At 70.1% G+C, this 20,991-nt stretch carries 19 protein-coding genes; 9 read left to right on the plus strand and 10 right to left on the minus strand.

Going from position 1 to position 20,991, the window contains the following annotated elements; translation table 11 throughout:
- The first annotated feature begins 15 nt into the window (after window positions 1-15).
- Window positions 16-543, plus strand: coding sequence for a GNAT family N-acetyltransferase (locus DO944_RS06565; RefSeq protein WP_112615857.1), 528 nt, complete (start codon window positions 16-18; stop codon window positions 541-543).
- Between the two features lie 144 nt (window positions 544-687).
- On the opposite strand, the gene DO944_RS15540 is transcribed toward DO944_RS06565, so the two are convergent.
- Both DO944_RS15540 and DO944_RS06575 read right to left on the minus strand, forming a co-directional pair.
- The gene (locus DO944_RS15540) at window positions 688-1,119 is read right to left on the minus strand and encodes a hypothetical protein (RefSeq protein ID WP_146752014.1); all 432 of its coding nucleotides are present in this window, start codon (window positions 1,117-1,119) and stop codon (window positions 688-690) included.
- Between the two features lie 108 nt (window positions 1,120-1,227).
- Window positions 1,228-1,596: a nuclear transport factor 2 family protein gene (locus DO944_RS06575; RefSeq protein WP_112615861.1), complete on the minus strand. Its 369-nt coding sequence runs from the start codon at window positions 1,594-1,596 to the stop codon at window positions 1,228-1,230.
- A 105-nt stretch (window positions 1,597-1,701) separates the two neighbouring features.
- Between DO944_RS06575 and DO944_RS06580 the strand changes: the two genes are divergently transcribed.
- Window positions 1,702-2,703, plus strand: coding sequence for an NAD-dependent epimerase/dehydratase family protein (locus DO944_RS06580; protein WP_112615863.1), 1,002 nt, complete (start codon window positions 1,702-1,704; stop codon window positions 2,701-2,703).
- A gap of 30 nt (window positions 2,704-2,733) precedes the next feature.
- On the opposite strand, the gene DO944_RS06585 is transcribed toward DO944_RS06580, so the two are convergent.
- The 3 genes from DO944_RS06585 to DO944_RS06595 all read right to left on the minus strand — a co-directional run bounded on the left by DO944_RS06585 (window position 2,734) and on the right by DO944_RS06595 (window position 4,868).
- Window positions 2,734-3,453 (minus strand): O-methyltransferase, encoded by a 720-nt coding sequence (locus tag DO944_RS06585; RefSeq protein WP_112615865.1) that lies wholly within the window; start codon window positions 3,451-3,453, stop codon window positions 2,734-2,736.
- Window positions 3,454-3,558: 105 nt separating this feature from the next.
- The gene (locus DO944_RS06590; RefSeq protein ID WP_258524597.1) at window positions 3,559-4,530 is read right to left on the minus strand and encodes a pirin family protein; all 972 of its coding nucleotides are present in this window, start codon (window positions 4,528-4,530) and stop codon (window positions 3,559-3,561) included.
- Complete coding sequence (locus tag DO944_RS06595; protein WP_112615867.1) at window positions 4,527-4,868, minus strand: GNAT family N-acetyltransferase; 342 nt, start codon at window positions 4,866-4,868, stop codon at window positions 4,527-4,529. The genes DO944_RS06590 and DO944_RS06595 overlap by 4 nt, the downstream gene beginning before the upstream one ends.
- Before the next feature lie 128 nt (window positions 4,869-4,996).
- Between DO944_RS06595 and DO944_RS06600 the strand changes: the two genes are divergently transcribed.
- The 3 genes from DO944_RS06600 to DO944_RS06610 all read left to right on the plus strand — a co-directional run bounded on the left by DO944_RS06600 (window position 4,997) and on the right by DO944_RS06610 (window position 8,761).
- A complete protein-coding gene (locus tag DO944_RS06600) occupies window positions 4,997-7,252 on the plus strand; it encodes a carbon starvation CstA family protein (RefSeq protein ID WP_112615869.1) in 2,256 nt (751 codons plus the stop codon).
- A 90-nt stretch (window positions 7,253-7,342) separates the two neighbouring features.
- Window positions 7,343-7,549: a YbdD/YjiX family protein gene (locus tag DO944_RS06605; RefSeq protein WP_258524598.1), complete on the plus strand. Its 207-nt coding sequence runs from the start codon at window positions 7,343-7,345 to the stop codon at window positions 7,547-7,549.
- A gap of 18 nt (window positions 7,550-7,567) precedes the next feature.
- A complete protein-coding gene (locus tag DO944_RS06610) occupies window positions 7,568-8,761 on the plus strand; it encodes a glycoside hydrolase family 3 protein (RefSeq protein ID WP_181574170.1) in 1,194 nt (397 codons plus the stop codon).
- 40 nt (window positions 8,762-8,801) lie between these two features.
- Here the strand turns inward: DO944_RS06610 and gtfA are convergent, their stop codons facing one another.
- From gtfA to DO944_RS06635, 5 genes are read right to left on the minus strand one after another with little or no spacing between them, the layout of a single operon-like run.
- Entirely contained in the window at window positions 8,802-10,280 is a 1,479-nt protein-coding gene (gene gtfA / locus DO944_RS06615; protein WP_112615873.1) for a sucrose phosphorylase, read from the minus strand.
- A 26-nt stretch (window positions 10,281-10,306) separates the two neighbouring features.
- Window positions 10,307-11,272, minus strand: a complete 966-nt coding sequence (locus tag DO944_RS06620; RefSeq protein WP_112615875.1) for an alpha/beta hydrolase fold domain-containing protein — start codon at window positions 11,270-11,272, stop codon at window positions 10,307-10,309.
- Complete coding sequence (locus tag DO944_RS06625; RefSeq protein ID WP_112615877.1) at window positions 11,269-12,093, minus strand: carbohydrate ABC transporter permease; 825 nt, start codon at window positions 12,091-12,093, stop codon at window positions 11,269-11,271. The genes DO944_RS06620 and DO944_RS06625 overlap by 4 nt, the downstream gene beginning before the upstream one ends.
- Entirely contained in the window at window positions 12,090-13,052 is a 963-nt protein-coding gene (locus DO944_RS06630; protein WP_112615879.1) for a carbohydrate ABC transporter permease, read from the minus strand. Before DO944_RS06630 ends, DO944_RS06625 begins: the two co-directional genes overlap by 4 nt.
- A 9-nt stretch (window positions 13,053-13,061) precedes the next feature.
- Entirely contained in the window at window positions 13,062-14,417 is a 1,356-nt protein-coding gene (locus DO944_RS06635) for an ABC transporter substrate-binding protein (RefSeq protein WP_112615881.1), read from the minus strand.
- Window positions 14,418-14,551: 134 nt separating this feature from the next.
- Between DO944_RS06635 and DO944_RS06640 the strand changes: the two genes are divergently transcribed.
- The 4 genes from DO944_RS06640 (at window position 14,552) to recQ (ending at window position 20,918) form a co-directional block, all read left to right on the plus strand.
- Window positions 14,552-15,640 carry a LacI family DNA-binding transcriptional regulator gene (locus tag DO944_RS06640; protein ID WP_181574171.1) on the plus strand — a complete coding sequence of 363 codons (1,089 nt, stop codon included), beginning with the start codon at window positions 14,552-14,554 and terminating at the stop codon, window positions 15,638-15,640.
- A gap of 14 nt (window positions 15,641-15,654) precedes the next feature.
- Window positions 15,655-18,183, plus strand: coding sequence for an RNA helicase (locus DO944_RS06645; RefSeq protein ID WP_112615883.1), 2,529 nt, complete (start codon window positions 15,655-15,657; stop codon window positions 18,181-18,183).
- A gap of 60 nt (window positions 18,184-18,243) precedes the next feature.
- Window positions 18,244-18,780 (plus strand): DUF1697 domain-containing protein, encoded by a 537-nt coding sequence (locus DO944_RS06650; protein ID WP_112615885.1) that lies wholly within the window; start codon window positions 18,244-18,246, stop codon window positions 18,778-18,780.
- Window positions 18,781-18,851: 71 nt separating this feature from the next.
- A complete protein-coding gene (gene recQ, locus DO944_RS06655) occupies window positions 18,852-20,918 on the plus strand; it encodes a DNA helicase RecQ (RefSeq protein ID WP_112616935.1) in 2,067 nt (688 codons plus the stop codon).
- Window positions 20,919-20,991: the final 73 nt, after the last annotated feature.

Genomic DNA, 20,991 nt, shown 5'->3' on the forward strand with positions numbered 1-20,991 from the left:
CCGGAGAATAGAACCGTGATCGAAGGCCTGAACCTCCCGGCATCCGTCCGCTCCCGCTCGGCAGATGTCGTCATCCGTCGCGCGACGCCCGATGATCTCGATGCGATCGTGCGGTTGCTGTCGGATGACCCGATCAGCGCGGGGCGTGGTGACGCCGCCCGCGACGAGGACCGCGGTGCGTACGCAGATGCTCTGGAGCGGATCGTCGCCAACCCCGCGAACGAGCTGCTGGTCGCCGTCGACGAGGCCGGTCGAGTCACGGCGACCATGCAACTGACCCTGATCCCCGGGATGGCGCGGCGGGGGAGCACCCGTCTCCTCGTCGAGGCCGTGCGCGTCGCGAGCGCCGAACGCTCATCCGGCATCGGCACGGCGCTCATGCGGTGGGTGATGGATGCCGCGGCGGTCGAGCTCGGCGCCGCCCTCGTGCAGCTGACATCGGATGCCGCGCGCGTCGACGCGCACCGCTTCTACCGCAGGCTCGGCTTCGTCGACTCGCACGTCGGGTTCAAGTACGCCGTGCCCGCCGGGCCGGCACTCTGATCAGGCCGAGGGTCGCAGGTCAGCCATACGTCGACGTCGTCCTCGCTGTCCAGGGTGAAGCGGGCAGGTAGAAGTGCTCGATCCAGCGGGTGGTGTCGTCTGAGCGGGTCGTGATGCATCCGGCATCCGTCCCGTCGATCAGGGCTACTCGGCCTCCTTGGCCGGAGTCCAGGCGTAGTAGGTGCCGTTACTCCCCGCCACCGCCCACTCGCCGCAGACCGCGACGCGGTCGATCGCGTAGACATCGGGCCCGGACGTGATCTCCATGGTGGGGGCCGAGAGGCGCTCGACCTCGGCGCAGTCCGCCGCAAGGCCGGTCTCGCTCGAGAACACGATCGACTCGGCTTCAGCTCGGGTCGAGACGACGCGCGTGAGTTCGCGTGCGTCGGCGGGCAGCCACGCAGGAGCCTCGCCGCGTGCCTGCGCGAACTCCTTCGCTGTCGCGTAAGTGCTCTCGGCGCGCCCGTAGGCGACGTTGTCGACGGCGGCGCAACCGGACAGCGTCAGCAGGATGGCGGCCATGCCGAGTGCGGCGGCGCCGGGTGGGAGGTCGCGGGGAAGGCGGGGCTTCGTCATGACATCGACGCTACGAACCCCCGACGTCTGCGTCGTCGCTCGGTTGGATGACCACGCATCAGCCTCGCGGATGACGTCGTGCCGCGCGCCCGGCTGTGAGGCTGGCGACTATCTCCACTCGCCTTCCCAGGTGTAGAGATCGGCGGTGACGGCGTACTCGCGAAGCTGCGCGATCTTGCCGTCGCGCTGGGTCGCGATCGTCGCCCCCAGGAGCGTCCGGTCCTCACCGTCCTGGTGGTACTCGAACCGCCACTCCGCCACGAGCAGATCTCCGGTCTGGGCTTCGTTCGTGATCGTCCAGTCGAGAACGCGCGACCCCTCCTCGTTCCACTTCTCGCACCACTCCCGCACGCGCTCCCGGCCGTTATACACCGGCCCGAAGCTCTCGGTGATCACGACATCCTCCGTGACGGTCTCGACGATCCGCTCGGTGTCGTTGGTCTTCCAGGCTGCGATGTAGTCGGAGAGAGCGCTCATCCGACCATTCAACAACCGCGCTTCGCCCGCGGGCACCGGGGCGCAGTTTGCGCCCACAGCGAAGGTGACCCCTTCGCGCCGGCCGGTGCCTGTTGACTGGCGGGCATGAGACGGACTCTCGTGCTGGGCGGAACCGGATGGCTGGGGCGCGAGATCGCGCGACGGGCGCGCGACAGCGGAGCCGAGGTGGTCTGCCTCGCGCGCGGCGAGTCGGGATCGGCGCCCGATGGTGTGCGGCTCGTGCGTGCCGACCGATCGCTCGCCGGGGTTTACGAGGGTCTCGGGGGTGAATGGGATGACGTTGTCGAGCTCGCCTCCGAGCCGCAGCTCGTCGAGTCCGCACTGAAGGCGCTCGCCGCCCGAGCGGCGCACTGGACTCTCGTCTCGACCGTGTCGGTGTACGCGGACAACAGCACGCCGGGCGCCGACGAAACGGCGCAGCTGGTCGAACCGCAGAACCTCGCCGAGTATCCCGACGCGAAAGTGGCGGCCGAACGGGCCTCCGCGGCAGCGCTCGGTGATCGTCTGCTCATCGCCCGGCCCGGTTTGATCGCGGGTCCGGGTGATCCGAGCGACCGCCTCGGCTACTGGCCGGCTCGGCTGCACCGCGGCGGCAACGTGCTCGCTCCAACGATGAGCCAGCGATTCGTCCAGTTCATCGACGTCGAAGACCTCGCGGACTGGATCGTCAGCGCGGGTGCCGCCGGGATCACCGGCGTCGTCAACGCCGTCGGTGAGGCGCACACGTTGCATGACTTCTTTCGTGCCGCGCGGTCGGTCGCCGGATTCGACGGCGAACTCATCACGGTTGACGACGAAGAGCTCCTCGCTCTCGACGTGCACTATTGGGCCGGCCCCCGGTCTCTCCCGTTGTGGCTGCCGATCGAGGCCGTGGGCTTCGCTCAGCGAGCTGGAAGCGCCTTCGTTGCCACCGGAGGTCGGTCGCGACCGCTCGCTGACACCCTGACCCGTGTGCTCACAAACGAGATCTCGCGCGGCCTCGACCGGCCCCGGCGCTCCGGGCTGACGACGGACGAGGAGCAGGAGGTCCTTGACGATGATGATGAGGACGACGAACCCGACCGCCAGCTCGCCGCCGTCCGCTAGTCGCCCAGGTCCGCAGTTGCGGGAGAGGGATCAGGTGCGACGGGCGATGATCAGCCCGTCCCAGCCTTTCACGCCGACGGTTTGCAGCGCCGTGGCTGTCAGATCGTCTCGTGCGGCGATGGCGTCGACGACGTCTCGCACACCGATCACGCGGGGATCGTCCGAGCCCGCGTCAGCGACGGCACCGTCGCGCACGACGTTGTCGATGATGATGACCGCGCCGGGACCCGTGAGTTCGAGAGCTGCCTGCAAGTACAGAGGGTTGCTGGGCTTGTCCGCATCGATGAACACCAGGTCGAATGGTTCGGTGCGCTCACTGATGAGTCGTCCGGCGGAATCCGCGGCCGAGCCCTCGACGAGCTCGATCCGGTCGGCGAGGCCCGCTCGTTCGAAGTTCTCTCGTGCAACCGCTGCGTTGGCTGGCTCGAGCTCGAAGGTGACGACCTTCCCTTCCGGGCCGACAGCACGGGCGAACCAGATCGTCGAGTAGCCAGCGAGGGTGCCGAATTCGAGGACTCGTCGAGCGCCGGAGAGCTGGGTGATGAGCCCGAGGAGCGCGCCCTGGTTGGCGGCGACCTCGGCGTTCGGTATCGTCGTGCGTTCGCCGGATTCGCGCGCGGATGCCAGTGCGTCGTCCTCGCGTACGAGCGCGTCGGTGAAGTAATCGTCTACGGCCCGCCAGGCCGGGGCGGACGCATAGCGGTTAGCGGGCGCTGTGGAATCGACATCGGTACTCGGCAGGTGGGTCATATCCCTCATCCTCGCATCGAGGCGGAGAGGTCCTCCGAGGGCAGCCGGGGCCTTACTGAGCAGGCACAGTGCGTCTCTCCGTCGACATGTCCACCCGCCGAGCCGTCAGAGGCGCCGGCGGCGGGGCGTCAGCCGCACGTGCGGGAGTGGCGGGGCGGGGATGCGCTCGTCGCCGTGACCGACGACGTGGCCGAACCGATCGGATGACGCTTCCCACTCCTCGCGCGCGACCTCGATCTCGTCGTGGCTGCGGCCGACGAAGTTCCACCACATGACGATCTCGTCGCCGAACGGCTCGCCGCCCAGGAGGAACACCGTCGCCTCCTCGTCGCCGGCCCTCAGACGGATGCCGCGGCGACCGTCACCGAGGTACAGCAGAGCGCCGGGCGCGACGGCATCCTCCGCCCCGTCGACCCGCACCGACCCGAAGACCGGCACGACGGCGTACTCCCACGCGGTCTCGAGGGGCAGGTCGATGACCGCCCCGGCGGGTAGCCGCAGCTCGGCGCCGACGATCGGGGTGTGCATCGTCGCCGGCGAGACGGCGCCGGCGAGTTCGCCGACGACGACGGTCGCCGTCGCCCCGCCACCGAGGTCGAGCTCGGGCAGGTTGACGTGACGCTCGAAGTCGGGGGCGCCGTGGCGGCGCTCCTCGGGGAGTGCGACCCACAGCTGCAGGGCATCGAGCGGGATCGGCTCATCGCCGACTGAATACTCGGAGTGGGCGATGCCGGCACCGCTGGTCATGATGTTCAGTGCGCCGCGCTCGATGACGACATCGCTGCCGAGCGTGTCACGGTGGTGCACCTCGCCGGCGAGCGGCCAGGTGACGGTCTGCAGTCCGATGTGCGGATGCGGCTCGACGCGCATCCGCGTGCGCTGCGGGCCGAAGCGGTCGAGAAAGCACCAGGCGCCGACGAGCGGCAGATCGCGCTGTGGCAGAAAGCGGTACACCGACATCGCCCGCACGCCGCCGAGCGGCACCTCGCGCGCCTCGAGCAATGCCCGTCGCGGACCGGGAGAACCCGTCCCCGGGTCTTCGTCGACGGGCGCCGTCTCGGCGTCGAAGCGGGTCACGCCGACGGTTCCGCCGGGGCAGCGGCGTCGGCGGCATCCTCGTCGCGCCACTCGATCTTCAGGCCGGGAACCTCGTTCTCACGAAGGAACTTCACGATGAACGGGCACTCGGGAACGACGGTCTCGCCACGGCGCGCGACGTCGGCGAGCGCATCGGCGGCCAGCGCCTTGCCGAGGCCGCGCCCGCCGAAGGCCTTGTCGACCTCGGTGTGATCGAACACCAGGCGCCCCTCGTCGTCGCGCCGGAAGGCGGCGAAACCGGCGGCCACGTCGCCGACGTGGAGGTCGTAGCGGTCCTGCTCGTCGTTGCGGATCACGGTGGGGGTCTCGTCGGTCATGGTGATCTCCTCTCGATCACCTCCACGGTAAGGCCGTCCGAGACCATTACGACCGAATACCGGGATTGCCGCAGTGCGTCCGCCTAAGCTGAGAAAACGCAATGAAGCGCCTTCCCCCAGGAGAACCGATGCCTCGATCCTCGTCCGACATCGTCACCGATCCGAAACTGCCGCCGGTCGCGGTCTCCGACGACCAGCATCGCGCCGCCGCCCGTTGGACACCGCTCAAGGTCGTGATCTGGATCGCGATCGCGTTGCTCGGTGGACTCGCCTGGGTCATGCTCGCCGTCGTGCGCGGCGAGACGGTGAACGCGATCTGGTTCGTCTTCGCGGCCGTCTGCACCTACCTCATCGGGTACCGGTTCTACTCCAAGGTGATCGAGCGCTACCTGCTGCGACCCGACGACCGTCGGGCCACACCCGCGGAGGTCAAGCAGGACGGCAAGGACTACGTCCCCACCGACCGACGTGTGCTCTACGGCCACCACTTCGCCGCGATCGCCGGCGCCGGTCCGCTCGTCGGTCCTGTGCTCGCAGCTCAGATGGGGTTCCTGCCCGGGACGATCTGGATCATCGTCGGTGTCGTCGTCGCGGGCGCCGTGCAGGACTACACCGTGCTCTTCTTCTCGATGCGCCGGGGCGGCCGGACGATCGGCCAGATGGCCCGGCAGGAGCTCGGGCGCATCGGCGGAACCGCCGCGATCGTGGCATCCCTGCTCATCATGCTGATCATCGTCGCGATCCTCGCGCTCGTCGTGGTGAACGCGCTCGGCGAGAGCCCGTGGGGCGTCTTCTCGGTGTCGATGACGATCCCGATCGCGCTCTTCATGGGCGTCTACCTGCGCTACCTCCGGCCCGGCAAGGTCACCGAGGTGTCGATCATCGGGTTCGTGCTGCTGATGGGCGCGATCATCGCGGGCGGATGGGTCGCCGACACCGCCTGGGGGCAGGAGATCTTCCACCTCGACCGCACGGTCATCGCGTGGGGCATCATCATCTACGGCTTCATCGCCGCGGTGCTGCCGGTGTGGCTGTTGCTCGCTCCGCGCGACTACCTCTCGACGTTCATGAAGATCGGCGTCATCGTCATGCTCGCCGGGGCAATCGTGCTCGTCCGCCCCGAGATCTCGGTGCCGGCGGTCACCATCTTCGGTGAGAACGGGCTCGGTCCGGTGTTCGCCGGCCCGCTCTTCCCGTTCCTGTTCGTCACGATCGCCTGTGGCGCGCTCTCGGGATTCCACGCGCTCATCGCCTCGGGGACGACGCCGAAGCTCGTCGAGAAGGAGCGCCAGACGCGCTTCATCGGCTACGGCGGCATGCTGATGGAGTCCTTCGTCGCGATCATGGCGCTCGTCGCCGCGATCTCGATCGACCAGGGCATCTACTTCGCCATGAACGCTCCTTCGGCCGCGACCGGCGGCACCGTCGAAGGCGCGGTCGCCTTCGTCAACTCGCTCGGTCTCACCGGGGTCCAGATCACGCCCGACCTGCTGATCTCGACCGCCGCCGACGTCGGCGAGGAGTCGATCGTCTCGCGCACCGGCGGCGCGCCGACCCTCGCGCTCGGGCTCGCGCACATCATGCAGCAGGCCCTCGGCGGCCAGGCGATGATGTCGTTCTGGTACCACTTCGCGATCATGTTCGAGGCGCTGTTCATCCTGACGGCGGTGGATGCCGGAACCCGCGTCGCCCGCTTCATGCTGCAGGACTCGATCGGCGCCTGGATCCCGAAGTTCCGCGACGTCTCGTGGCGTCCGGGTGTCTGGATCACCACGGCCATCATGGTCGCCGGCTGGGGCGCCATCCTGATCCTTGGCGTCACCGACCCGCTCGGCGGCATCAACACCTTCTTCCCGCTGTTCGGCATCGCCAACCAGCTGCTCGCGGCGATCGCGCTCGCCGTCGTGCTCGCGATCGTCGCGAAGCGCGGGCGCTCGTACGTGAAGTGGATCTGGATCATCGCCGTGCCGCTGGCCTTCACCGCGGTCGTGACGATCACGGCCTCGGCGTACAAGATCTTCTCGCCGGTGCCGGCGATCGGCTATTGGGCGAATCACTTCCGCTACCGCGACGCCCTCGCCTCGGGAGACGAAAGCCTCGGCCCGGTCGCCACCGTCGAAGCGGTCATCCGCAACACAGGGGTGCAGGGCACCCTGTCGATCGTGTTCGTGGTCCTCGCGATCATCGTGATCGTCTCGGCCGTGATCGTCGCGGTGCGAGCCATCGTGCGCGGCGGGGGAGATGACACCGAAGACCCCGCCGTCCCGTCTCGCCGCTTCGCGCCCGCCGGATTCATCCCCACCGCCCCCGAGCGCGAGCTCGAGAAGGAGTGGGAGCCGCTCCTCGCCGAGGAGCGGGCTGAGACCGCCCGCCGGGGGCACTGACCGATGGCGCTCGCGCACAACTCCTCAGAATCGGGGCCTCGCGGGCCGCGAACCGCTGTTTCCGCGCCGCCGCGCCCCGGATCGAAGGAGTTGTGCGCGCGCGCCGGTCGGGCCGTCCTCCGCGCCGCGCGTGCGGTGCACTGGTACGTCACCTCGCTCATGGGCGACAACGCGTACGCGACGTACCTCGCCCACCAGCGCCGGACGCACCCGGACACCCCGCCCCTCACCGAGCGGCAGTTCTGGCGCCAGCGCATGGACGACCAGGACCGCAACCCGGGTGCGCGCTGCTGCTGACCGGGTGACCATGGAGGGGTGACCCGCACTCCCTCCTCCTCGCGCGCCGCCCGTTCCGCGTTCGCCGCCGCCCTGGTCGGGGTGCTGGCGCTCGCCGTCGGCTGCGCCCCCGAGCCCGCACCGGCCGACCCGACGACGTCCGCCCCGAGCCCGACCGCGACGGCTCCCCCGACTCCCACAGCCTCACCCGACCCCGCCGCGGCCCTCGGGCTCGAAGGGTGCGTCGGTCAGGTGCTCATGGTGGGCACGCCGGTCGACACGGTCTCGCCGGATGCCGCAGCCGCGATCCGCGACCGCGGCGTGGGCGGCCTCTTCCTCCACGGCCGCTCGAGCTCGGGCGTCGAGGCCACGGCGGCTCTCGTCGCGCAGTTCCGCGACCTCGCCATCGACGGATCACCGAAGCTCTGGGTCGCGACCGACCAGGAGGGCGGCGAGGTGCAGGTGCTGAGCGGACCCGGGTTCGACGAGATCCCCTACGCCATCCGGCAGGCCGACCTCGGCCCCGACGCGCTCCGCACGGCCGCCACCGCCTGGGGCGGGCAGCTGGCCGCCGCGGGCATCGACGTCAATCTCGCCCCCGTGGCCGACATCGTCACGAGCGCCGAGACGCGCTTGAACAACCCGCCGATCGGCGCGCTCGGGCGGCAGTACGGCTACGACGAACAGGTCGTCGCCGCGGGCGCCGGCGCATTCGCAGACGGAATGCGCGCATCGGGCGTGCTGCCGACGTTCAAGCACTTCCCCGGGCTCGGCCGGGTGGATGCCAACACCGACTACACCGCCGAAGTGCTCGACAGCGTGGTCTCGGCGGACTCGCCGGATGTCGACGTGTACCGCGAGCTCACGGCATCCGGTCCGTCGCTCGTCATGGTCGGCACGGCGCGGTATCAGCACATCGATCCGGATCACCCGGCCGCGTTCTCTGCGGCGGTGCTCGACCTGCTGCGCGATCGCGTCGGTTTCGACGGCGTCGTGATCACCGATGACCTCTCGGCCGCGGCGGCAGCGGAGATCGTCGCCCCCGGCGATCGGGCCGTCGAGGCGCTGTCGGCCGGGGTCGACATCGTGCTGGCGTCGGCCGATCCGACGGTGCTCCCCGCGATGTACGACGCGGTGCTCGCCCGGGCGCAGTCCGATCCGGCGTTCGCCGCGCGAGTCGACGAGTCGTGCGGCCGGGTGCTCGAGGCGAAGGATGCCGGCACGGCCGACTGATGCTGCGGGTGAGGCGGTCGCCCGCCCCACCCGCCTCGGCTCACTCTTCGACGAGACGCGCGTGCGACCAGGTGCTCGTCGCCGAGCCGTCGGTCGCCGTCAGCTGGAACGATGCGTCGCCGAGGTCGAAGCCGAGCGTGACCGACGCGTCGGCGGCATCCCACCGCAGCTCACCGTGAGTGCCCCGCAGGTCGTGCGAGAACGCTCCGGTGAAAGCCGGGTGGGTGGCGCGCAGGCGGAGCGCGTCGAGCTGAAGCCCGACGACCGGTCGCGCCAGTGCGGCGTCGATCTCGTCGGGTGTGTAGTGGTGCCGGTTCACGTCCCGACCGACGCCGGTGGCCTTCAGCAGCTCCATGTCGTTCTCGCCGGCGAGCAGCCCGACGTAGTACACCTGCGGGATGCCCGGGGTCATGATCTGCAGCAGCCGCGCGAGCGCGTAGCGCCGGTCGTCGCGGCCGAGAGCGTCGTAGAAGGTGCAGTTGACCTGGTAGAGGTCGAGGTTGGATGCCGCGGCCCCGGTGGCCTGCCGGCTCGTGCCGCCGCTGGCGTCGTGGATCGCCTCGACGAGTGCGTCGATCTGCTCGGGCTCGAGCAGGCCCGGTTCGCCGGGGGCGAGGTCGCTCACGCCGACGTCGATGATGCCGATGCCGTCGTGGGTGTCGAGGACCGTGATGGAGTTCGCGGGGCGGATCTCGAGCCAGCGCTCGAGCGGGCGCGCGTCGCGCGCGTGGAGCGCGTGCAGCACGAGGGGCGGCAGTGCGAAGTCGTAGACGTAGTCGACCGTCTGCGCGATCGCGATCTGCTGCGTGTGGTGCCCGTGGATCTCGAGCAGCACCTGGGCGCCCCGGTCGTGGGCGAGCTGGAGGATGCGCTGCGTATAGCGCTCGGTCGCGGCCGTCATGAAGCAGCTGGTGCCGGCCTCCTTGCCCGTGTAGCCGACGGCGTCGAGCCGGAGCATCGAGGTGCCGCCCGCGACGAGCGCGTCGATGACCTCGGTCAGGTACTCCCAGGCCGCGTCGGTGCGGAGGTCGATGTCGATCTGCTCGGAGGTGAACGTGGTCCACACCAGCCGCAGCCGGTCGCCGAGCACCATGGCGGTGAACGGGAGGCCCGGGCGCGGCCGGTAGATGCGGGTGAGGTCGGCCTCGGTGACGCCGCCCGGGAAGACGGAGCCCAGCGTGAGGAACATCGGCGCGAACGGCGAGGCGTCGCCGCGTCGGCGGACGTCGGCGAAGGCCGCCGAGTCGGCGGAGACGTGGTTGACGATGAGGTCGCTCATGACCGTGTGGGTCTCGCTCAGCGCGCGGACGTCGTCCCACGTGCCCAGTCGCGGATCGATCGAGGCGTGGTCGACCGGGTCGAAGCCGGCGTCCGCGCCGTCGAACGGGGTGAAGTAGGGCAGCAGGTGCACGCCGCCGAAGGCGCCGGAGAGCCGGGTGGCGAGCAGATCGCGGATGCCGGTGACGGTGCCGCCGAGGCGGTCGACGTAGGTGATGAGCTGGGGGGAATCGGGGTTCATGGGTCCTGAGAGTTCTTCCGAGGGGGTCAGATGCGGTGGAGCAGGCGGCGCAGCCACTCTTCACGGGCGCGTCGCGCGTCGCGCGCGAGGACGGTCCACGGCGCGAGGAAGTCGAAGGCGTGCGCTCCGCCGGGCCAGACGTGCAGCTCGGCGTCGCCGCCATCGGTCCACATCCGGCGGGCGAAGGCGACGCACTCGTCGCGGAACGTCTCCGCCGAGCCCACGTCGATGAAGGTCGGCGGCAGCCCCGCGAGCGTGTCGGCCACGGCGGGTGACGCGTACGGCGGGACGTCGCCCTCGACATCGGCGAGGTAGGCGGCCCAGGCGGTCGCGTTCGCGTCGCGGTCCCACGAGCCGTGACCCGCCATCTGCAGCGCCGACTCCGAGTCGGAGCGATGGTCGAGCATGGGGCACAGCAGCACGAGCCCCGCGATGCGCGGACCGCCCTGGTCGCGCGCGAACAGGGCCGTGGCCGCGGCGAGGCCGCCCCCGGCGCTGACTCCCGCGACGATGATGCGGTCGCCGTCCAGGGCGGCGGGGGCGTCGGGCCCGGCCAGCCAGCGGAGAGCGGCAGCGGCATCCTCGAGGGCTGCAGGGTACGGGTGCTCGGGGGCGAGCCGGTACTCCACCGAGACGACCGCGCACCCGGTGCGCTCAGCCAGCTCGGCCGTAGCGGGCATGTCCGAGTCGGCGGTGCCGGCGATCAGCCCGCCTCCGTGCAGGTGCAGGATGACGGGGACGGGCCGGTGCACGACGGCGGGCGTGTAGACGACGACGCCGACCGGCGGGTCGTCCTCGCGCCATCCGGGGACGAGCAGCTCGTCGCGCTCGAAGGCGCCGTGCGCGGTGAGCTCGGCGAGCGGAGCCGCGACCCCGGACGCGCGCACGCGCGGGATCTCGTCGCTGCTCATCGACACGACCACGAGGTCGTCGAACTCGGCGAGAGCACGGGCGACGGCGTCGTCGAAGGGAGGCCGGGCGACATCCGTCATCCCTTCACCGCCCCCTGCAGCAGAGCCGCCACGAACTGACGCTGGAAGATCAGGAACACCAGGAGCGTCGGCAGCAGGATCAGGATCGACCCGGCGCACAGCAGCGGGATGTCGGTGCCCCACTGGCCCTGAAACGCGCCGAGCGCTCCGGCCATGGTCCGCTTGGTCGGGTCGTCGACGAGGACGATCGCGAGCAGGAACTGGTTCCAGGTCCACAGGAACAGCAGGATCGCGAGCGACGAGATCGCCGGGCCCGACAGCGGCACGTGGATGCGCCAGAACAGCTGCCATGTCGTCGCACCGTCGATGCGTGCCGCCTCGGTCAGCTCGTGAGGCATGTTCACGAAGTGCGCCCGCATCCACATCACGGCGAACGGCATGAACAGGCCGATCAGCGGCAGCACGATCGCCAGCTGGGTGTTGAGGAGGCCGTAGCCCTTCATCTGGTAGTAGATCGGCACGATGATGCCCTCGAAGGGCAGCGTCAGGCCGAGCACGAACAGCACGAAGATCGCACGGGCGAAGGGCACGCGCAGGTGGCCCAGCGCGAAGCCCGCCAGCGTCGCGATGACGAGCGAGATCGGCACGACGCCCAGCTCGATGAGGGCGCTCGATCCGAGCATCTTGAGCATGTCGGCCGACTGGAAGGCGAGGGCGAAGTTTTCCCAGTGCGGGGTCTCCGGCCACGACAGGCCCTTCGGATACGTGCCGGGCTCGTGGAGCGCGGTGACGAAGAGCGTGATGAACGGGATGATCGTGAACGCCATCACCACGATCAGGACGATGCGGCCCGTCCAGGCCTCGACGGCGGAGGTTCTCATGCGTCTTTCTCGCTTCCGCGCGTGATGCGGTTCAGGGGCAGGACGATCACCAGCACGAGCACCGTCAGCACGACGGCGAGGGCCGACGCCTGCCCGACCTCGCGCTGGAAGAACGCGAGGTAGTAGATCTCGAGACCGGGCACCGTGGTCGAGCCGCCGGGACCGCCCTGCGTGGAGATGTAGATGATGTCGAAGCTGCGGAGGGCGTTGATCACCGTGATGAGGATCGCGACGCCGAGCTCCTGACGCACCGCCGGCAGCGTGACGGTGAAGAACTCGCGGATCGGACCCGCGCCGTCGATGCGGACGGCCTCGTAGAGCGCCGGGTCGATCTTGGTCATGCCCGAGAGCATGAGCAGCATGCAGAGGCCGAGCGAGACCCACGCCCCGATGACGCCCACGGCGGGGAGGGCGGTGTCGAAGTCGCCGAGCCACGCGCGCGTGACGCCACCGAGTCCCACCAGGCGCAGGGCCTGGTTCACCAGGCCGTCGGCGGCGAGCAGCCACGTCCACATGATGCCGGCGGCGACGAGGGGGATCACCTGCGGTAGGAACAGCACGGTGCGGGAGACGCCGGCGAGACGGCTGCCGCCGAGCTTGCGGATGAGGGCGGCCGAGACCAGACCGAGGATCACCGGCACGATCGAGAAGTACAGGATGAGCTTCAGCGCATTGAGGATCGGGACGAGCAGCGCCGAGTCGGTGAAGATCCGGATGTAGTTGTCGAAGCCCGCCCACGTCGCGGTGGTGATGCCGTCCCAGTCGTAGAACGAGTACTGGACGGTCGAGCTGAGCGGGATGAGCACGAACATCGCGTAGGCGATGAGCGCGGGGGCGATCAGGGCGAGACCGATCGACCTCTCGCGCAGACGCCGCGTGGTGACGCGGCGTCTGCGCGGCCGAGAGGCCGACGAGTCCCGGTTTGCCCGGCGATCGCCGAGCTGTCCGGTGACGGTCATCGGGACGGCCTACTCCTTCTTCTGGCTGAGGTAGTCGGACTGCACCTTGGTCAGCAGGCCGTCGGCGGTCTGCTTTCCGGCGAACAGCTCCTGGAGGTTCGGCGTCAGCGTCTTGGCGTAGATCGACCCGGTCGCGTTGGCGATGAAGTCCATCGAGCCGTTGTTCGCCGAGAGGTCGGCGCCGGCGGCGAGGGTCTCGGCGGTGACGCTGCCCTCGGCGATCTCGGGCATGAAGGCGTCGGCCGGGCCCATGGGGTGCGAACCGCCGGACTCGACGGCGATGGTGCGTGCCGTCTCGTTGGTCGCGACCCAGTCGAAGAAGAACGCCGCGCAGTCGGGCTCGTCGGCGTAGGCCGAGACACCGTACGTCGTCGGCGCCGACATCGCGCCGACCTGACCGCCGGCCTCGACCGGGGGCATCAGGAAGAAGCCGACGTTGTCGGGCATCTGCGCGTCGAGGTTGCCCGACTCCCAGTCGCCGTTGAAGATGAAGACGCTCTCGCCGCCGATGAAGCGGCTCATCATCTGCGAGTAGTCCATCGAGTTGATGTCGGGAGCGAAGTAGCCGGCATCGATCCAGCCCTTCAGGTGTTCGGCCGCCTCGAGGTTCTCGGGGGTGTCGATCGTGGCGTCGTCCTTGAGGAAGATCCAGTCGTTGATCTTGCTGGGCTCACCGTACGAGGCCATGAGCGCCTGCAGCGGGAAGGCGAGGCCTCCGGTCGCGCCGCCGTTGAACTGCGCGACGGGCGTGAGCCCGGCATCCTTCGCCGCCTGCAGGTAACCGTCGAGCTCGGCGAGCGTCGCGGGCGGCTCGGTCATGCCGGCCTGCGCAGCGAGGGTCTTGTTGTAGAAGACACCTGTCACCGAGTAGTTGATGCCCATGCCGTACAGCGGGCCGTCGCCGCGCTGTCCGTTCTCGTCGACGCGCAGCTGTTCGAGCTGCGACGAGGGCCACTGGTCCCAGCCGTAGGCCTCGGCGTAGGGATCGAGGTCGTAGAGCAGGTCGCTGTCGACCAGGTCGACGATCGTGGGGAGGCGCATGATGTCCGGCGGCGAGTCGACCAGCACGCGGGGAGCGTTCTGGGTGATGACGGCGAACTGGTCTTCGCGCAGGTTGACGGTGACGTTCGGGAACTGCTTCTCGAACTCGGTGGCGAGGTCGCTGAAGACCGGGAAGCCCGTCTCGACGTAGGCGTCGAGGGTGACGTCATCCGTTCCGCAGGTCGTCTGGATCGGACCGCCGGATGCCGCGCCTTCGCCGGCGGGTGCGGCGCTCGGCGGAGCGCAGGCCGAAAGGGTGACCGCGACGGCGAAGCCGGTCGCCGCGGTGGTGAGAACACGTCGTCGCATTCGTGTCGACATCATCGTCTACCTTCTGTGGGTGGTGGAGGGGCAGGTGCTGCTAACACGAAATAGCACCTGGGCTAAAACGTACTAGCCAGTGGCGGTTCTTCGCAATCGCGGCATACTGAAGCTGCACCGGAGCGAGAGGGGGAGAGATGAACCGCAAGCGCGTGACGCTGGCGCAGGTCGCCGCGGAGGCAGGGGTAGCGGCATCGACGGCATCCCTCGTCCTCGCCGGGCGCGGCAGTGAGCTGCGTCTGTCGCAGGCCCTGCAGGAGCGGGTGCGCGCAGCAGCCGAGCGGCTCGGCTACCGACCCAACGCCGTCTCGGTCGGGCTCCGCACGGGCAGCACCCGCACGCTCGCCTTCATCTCCGACTCCGTCGCCTCGTCGCGACTGGCCGGCGAGATGATCAAGGGCGCCATCGACGCGGCCCGTGCCCGCGGTTTCCTCGTCTTCGTCGGCGAGACCGGTGGCGACGTCCAGCTCGAACGGCAGCTGCTCAACGCCATGTTCGATCGGCAGGTCGACGGCCTCGTCCTGGCGTCGATGATCACGCACCGCCGGGCGCTGCCGCCGGAGGCGACGCGCAGCCCGGCCGTCCTGCTCAACCTCGAGGTCGACGGCGCGACGGAGGTTCCGCGGGTGCTTCCCGACGAGTACGCGGCCGGTCGCGAGGCGGTCGGGCACCTGCTCGAGCGCGGGCACCGCGACATCCACCTCATCGGCGCCGGCCCCACCGAGGACGACGTGCCGCCGTTCTCGCTCGGTGCGCAGCAGCGACTGCACGGCATCCTCGACGCGCTGACGGATGCCGGGGTCGAGCCGGCATCCGGGAGCCCGGTCATCCAGTGGCTGCCGCCCGAGGGCTTCCGGCTGACCTCCCAGCTGCTCGACGGAGGAGTCGTGCCGCAGGCCCTCATCTGTTTCAACGACCGCCTGGCGATGGGCGCCTACCAGGCGCTCGGCGAGCGGGGTCTCGCGGTGCCGGACGATGTGTCGGTCGTCTCGTTCGACGACGTCTCGTTCGCGCAATGGCTGCGGCCGGGGCTCACCACCTTCGCGCTGCCCCACCGGGCGATGGGCAAGAGGGCCGTCGAGCTGCTCATCGACCGCGTCGAGGCGTCGAAGGACGGCACCGGTGCGGGCGACGGGGCCGTCGCACCGTCGCTGCTGCCCATGCCGCTGCGTGTCCGGGCATCCGTGCGAGAGGTCGACGCGGCGGCCGCCGTTCCACGGGCGTAGGGCAGACTCGAGGGATGACCTCCGCGCCGCTGCTCGACCTCATCGGCCCGGAACCCTCCGACGACGCGATCTACGACGCCTTCACCACCTGGGCGGAGGGGCGCGGGCTCACGCTCTACCCGGCGCAGGACGAGGCGGTCATGGAGCTCGTGTCGGGGGCGAACGTGGTGCTGGCCACCCCCACCGGCACGGGCAAGTCGCTCGTCGCGGTCGCCGCGCACGCGGCATCCGTCTCCCGCGGCGGGCGCACGTACTACACGGCTCCGATCAAGGCGCTCGTGAGCGAGAAGTTCTTCGCGCTCGTCGAGATCTTCGGGGCCGAGCGAGTCGGCATGGTGACGGGCGACTCGTCGGTCAACCCCGAGGCGCCGATCATCTGCTGCACGGCCGAGATCCTCGCCAACCTCGCGCTGCGCGAGGGAGCCGACGCCGACGTCGACCAGGTCGTCATGGACGAGTTCCACTTCTACGGCGACCCCGATCGCGGCTGGGCGTGGCAGGTGCCGCTGCTCACGCTGCCGCGCGCGCAGTTCCTGCTGATGTCGGCCACGCTCGGCGACGTGACCGACCTCGCCGACGACCTCTCACGTCGTACGGGCCGGCGGACCGCTCTGGTCACCGGCGTCGAGCGGCCGGTGCCGCTGCACTTCTCGTACGAGCGGCGCCCCGTGCACGACGTGCTCGAGCGGCTGCTCGAGGAGCGCGAGACCCCGGTGTACATCGTGCATTTCTCGCAGGCCGCCGCGCTCGAGCGTGCGCAGGCGCTGTCGAGCGTGAAAATCACGACGCGCGAGCAGCGGGATGCCATCGCCCAGGCGATCGGCGGATTCCGCTTCACGACCGGCTTCGGCAAGACCCTCTCGCGCCTCGTGCGGGCGGGCATCGGCGTGCACCACGCCGGAATGCTGCCGCGCTACCGGCGCCTCGTCGAGACGCTCGCACAGCGCGGGCTGCTCAAGGTCATCTGCGGCACCGACACGCTCGGGGTGGGCATCAACGTCCCGATCCGCACGGTCGTCATCACCGCGCTGTCGAAGTACGACGGGACCCGGATGCGGCAGCTCACCGCCCGCGAGTTCCACCAGGTCGCGGGTCGTGCGGGCCGAGCGGGGTTCGACCCGCACGGCAACGTCGTGGTCATGGCGCCGGAGTGGGAGATCGAGAACGCCGTCGCGCTCGCGAAGGCCGGAGACGACCCCGCCAAGCGCAAGAAGATCGTGCGCAAGAAAGCGCCGACCGGCGTCGTCAACTGGGGCGAGGGGTCGTTCGAGCGGCTCGTCGAGGCGCAGCCCGAGCCCCTCACACCGCAGCTGCAGCTGTCGGCCGCGATGCTGCTCAACGTCATCGGCCGCGGAGGTGACGTGTTCGGCAACGTCCGCTCGCTCGTCTTCGACAACCACGAGCCTCGCGCCCGTCAGTATGCCCTCGCCCGCCGGGCCCTCGCGATCTTCCGCACCCTGGTCGCCGCCGGCATCGTCGAGGTCGTGCGCCCCGCGTCTTCTGCTTCTCCGGCCGAGTCGACGATCAGGCTCACCGTCGATCTGCAGCCGAACTTCGCGCTCAACCAGCCGCTGTCGCCGTTCGCGCTCGCAGCGATCGAGCTGCTGTCGCCCGATGATGCCGAGACCGGCACCGGGCACTATGCGCTCGACGTCGTGAGCGTGATCGAGGCGACGCTCGACGACCCGCGCGCGATCCTGTCGCAGCAGGAGTACAAGGCGCGCGGCGAGGCCGTCGGCGCGATGAAGCGCGACGGCATCGAGTACGACGAGCGGATGGCGCTGCTCGAGGAGATCACCTGGCCCAAGCCCCTCGCCGAACTGCTCGCCCAGGCGTTCGAGACCTTCGCGTCGAGCCAGCCGTGGGTGCGCGACTTCGAGCTGTCGCCGAAGTCGGTCGTGCGCGACATGTTCGAGCGGGCGATGTCGTTCGGCGAGTTCGTGTCGTTCTACCAACTGGGTCGCAGCGAGGGCCTCGTGCTGCGCTACCTCAGCGACGCGTACCGGGCGATCCGCCAGACCGTGCCCGCCGAGGCCCGCACCGACGACCTCATGGACCTCATCGAGTGGCTCGGCGAGCTCGTGCGCCAGGTCGACTCGAGCCTCGTCGACGAATGGGAGTCGCTCGCGCACCCCACCGACGACCCCGACGCTCCCGTCGTTCCGCCCGCGCCGCCGTCGGTGCTGGCGAACCGGCGCGCATTCACGGTGCTGGTGCGCAACGAGATGTTCCGCCGCGTACAGCTCGCCGCGCTGCAGGACGACGAAGCGCTCGAAGCCCTCGACCCCGAGGTCCACTGGCCGGAGGTCCTCGACCGCTACTACGACGACCACGACGAGGTCCTCACCGGGGGTGCCGCGCGCTCGCCGTCGCTCTGCGTGATCGACGAGTCCGCGGCCCGCGACGGACTCTGGCGCGTCGAGCAGGTCATCGACGACCCCGCCGGAGACCACGACTGGCGCATCCGGGCCGAGGTCGACCTGGAGCAGTCTGTCGAGGCAGGCACGGCGGTTGTGCGCGTGACCGAGGTCGTCCGCCTCTGACTCCGGGACGTGAATGGCCGGGCCATGCCGGATGTCGCGGGCCTGCGGCATGATGAGCCGGTGGCCACACATCTCGGGTTCCTGCGGGCGATCAACCTCGGCGCGACGCGCGTCTTCCCGAAGGACGACATCCGCCGGGTCACCGAGGCCGCCGGCTTCGAGAACGTCGCGACGCACATCAACTCCGGCAACATCCGCTTCGACACCCGCATGCGCTCCCGCGCGAAGCTCGAGCTGCCCCTTGAGCGGGCGTACGCGGCCGATCGAGGGTTCGAGGTTCCGGCGATCACGTTCCGCGCCGACGAGTTCGCCGCGCTCGCCGCCGAGGCACTCGCCCTGAGCGAGGCGAACCCCGGCCTGGCCCGCCATTACGTCTACCTGCTCAAGGACGAGCTCGACGCCGACACGGCCGCCCGGGTCGAAGCGCTCGCGACCGCCGCGGGCCGCATGCTGGTCCGCGGCCGCGCGGTCCACGCGCTCCTGCAACCCGGGTATCAGGACGGGACGGTCGATCCCCTAGGCGCGGCGAAGCTCCTCGGCATCGCGACCAACCGCAACCTCAACGTCGTCATGACGCTCGCCGAACGGTGGTGTTGACGAGGCGGGAGGCGACCCCGCCTGTGAACGCACGGAGCGGGCTGTCGGATGCCGCGGCTATCGTGAATCGAGTGAGTCGAGAGCAGCAGTCCTGGGATGCCGATCCCTACGCCGACCTCGACTGGAACCCCGACGAGTTCGCACCGCCCGAGGATTTCGACGCGCCGCCGCCGCCCGAGTTCGACGGATACGGCGCTGCCGTGGCTCGCGCCACCCGCGACCGCGCATCCGCCGGCGCCGCGCCTCCGCGTGCCGCGCCGCCGCGTGCCGTGCCGAACGCGGCCCCCGCCGCCGTCCTCTCGCTCGAGCGTCGCGATTTCACCGGCGCCGACCCGCGCGCCGTGCTCAAGGAGGTCTTCGGCTACGACGACTTCCGCGGCGACCAGGGCGACATCGTCTCGCACGTCATCGGCGGCGGGGATGCCGTCGTGCTCATGCCCACCGGCGGCGGCAAGTCGATCACCTACCAGGTGCCCGCGCTCGTGCGCCCGGGAACGGGACTCGTCGTCAGCCCGCTCATCGCGCTCATGCACGACCAGGTCGATGCGCTGATCGCCAACGGCGTGCGGGCGGCCTACCTCAACTCAACACAGTCTCCGGGTGAGCGCGCCGGTGTCGAGCAGGCGTACCTCGCGGGTCAGCTCGACCTGCTCTACGTCGCCCCCGAGCGTCTGAGCGTGCCGCAGACGACGCAGCTGCTCCAGCGGGGCGCCCTGAGCGTCATCGCGATCGACGAGGCGCACTGCGTCTCGCAGTGGGGCCACGATTTCCGTCCCGATTACCTCGCCCTCGGCGACCTCGACGAGCGATTCCCCGGGGTGCCGCGGATGGCGCTCACCGCCACTGCGACCCGCGCGACGCACCAGGAGCTCACCGAGCGGCTTCGGCTGCCGCAGGCGCGCCACTTCGTGGCGAGCTTTGACCGGCCCAACATCCAGTACCGCATCGAGCCGAAGGTCGATCCGCGGCGACAGCTCGTCACTTTCATCCGGTCGATGCCCGAGGGCTCGGCCGGCATCGTCTACGCGCTCAGCCGCAAGTCGGTCGAGCAGACCGCCGACTACCTCGCCGCGCAGGGTCTCGACGCCCTGCCATACCACGCGGGTCTTCCCGCCGAGATGCGCGCCAAGCATCAGTCGCGGTTCCTCCGCGAAGACGGTGTCGTCATGGTCGCCACGATCGCGTTCGGCATGGGCATCGACAAGCCCGACGTCCGGTTCGTGGCCCACATCGACCTGCCGAAGTCCGTCGAGGGGTACTACCAGGAGACCGGACGCGCCGGACGCGACGGCGAGGCGTCGATCGCTTGGATGGCGTACGGGCTCGGCGACGTGGTGCAGCAGCGACGCCTCATCGACCAGAGCCCCGGCGATCGCACGTTCAAGATGCGCATGGGCCAGCACCTCGACGCGATGCTCGCCCTCTGCGAGACGGTCGCGTGTCGTCGGCAGAACCTGCTCGGCTACTTCGGCCAGGACTCCGAGCCCTGCGGCAACTGCGACACCTGCCTCACGCCGCCCGACACGTGGGACGGCCTGATCCCCGCCCAGAAGCTGCTCTCGACGATCGTGCGGCTGCAGCGTGAGCGCAACCAGTCGTTCGGCGCCGGCCACCTCGTCGACATCCTGCGCGGTGCATCGACCGAGCGCATCCGGCAGCAGCGTCATGACGAACTCGCGACGTACGGGCTCGGCTCCGATCTGTCAGACCAGGACTGGCGCAGTGTCATCCGCCAGCTGCTCGCCCGCGGCATCCTCGTCGCCCGCGGCGAGTACGGCGTGCTCGCGGTCGGCGACGCCGGCGCGCCGGTGCTCAAGGGCGAAGCCGGCGTTCCGCTGCGACGCGACGTGCTCGGACGGGGACAGAACAGCGGCGGCTCTCGCGTGCGCAAGGCGGCAGCCGCCGAGCAGGTGGCGGAGGGCGACCGCGACCTCTTCGAGGCGCTGCGGGCGTGGCGTGCCGAGCAGGCGCGCGAGCAGGGCGTTCCGGCGTACATCGTCTTCGGCGACGCGACGCTGCGAGCGCTGGCCGATCGTCGTCCGCGGAGCGCCGCCGACCTCGAGGGCATCACCGGCATCGGGGCCAAGAAGCGCGAGGCCTACGGCGACGCGGTGCTCGCCGTCGTGGCATCCCACTGACGCACCGGATGTCCGCACCGGATGTCGCCGTCGCACAATGCGGGTCGCCGACGTACCGGCATCCGGTTGTGTT

Origin of the sequence: Microbacterium sp. SMR1, assembly GCF_003289625.1 — a bacterium.
GTDB classification, from domain to species: Bacteria; Actinomycetota; Actinomycetes; order Actinomycetales; family Microbacteriaceae; genus Microbacterium; species Microbacterium plantarum.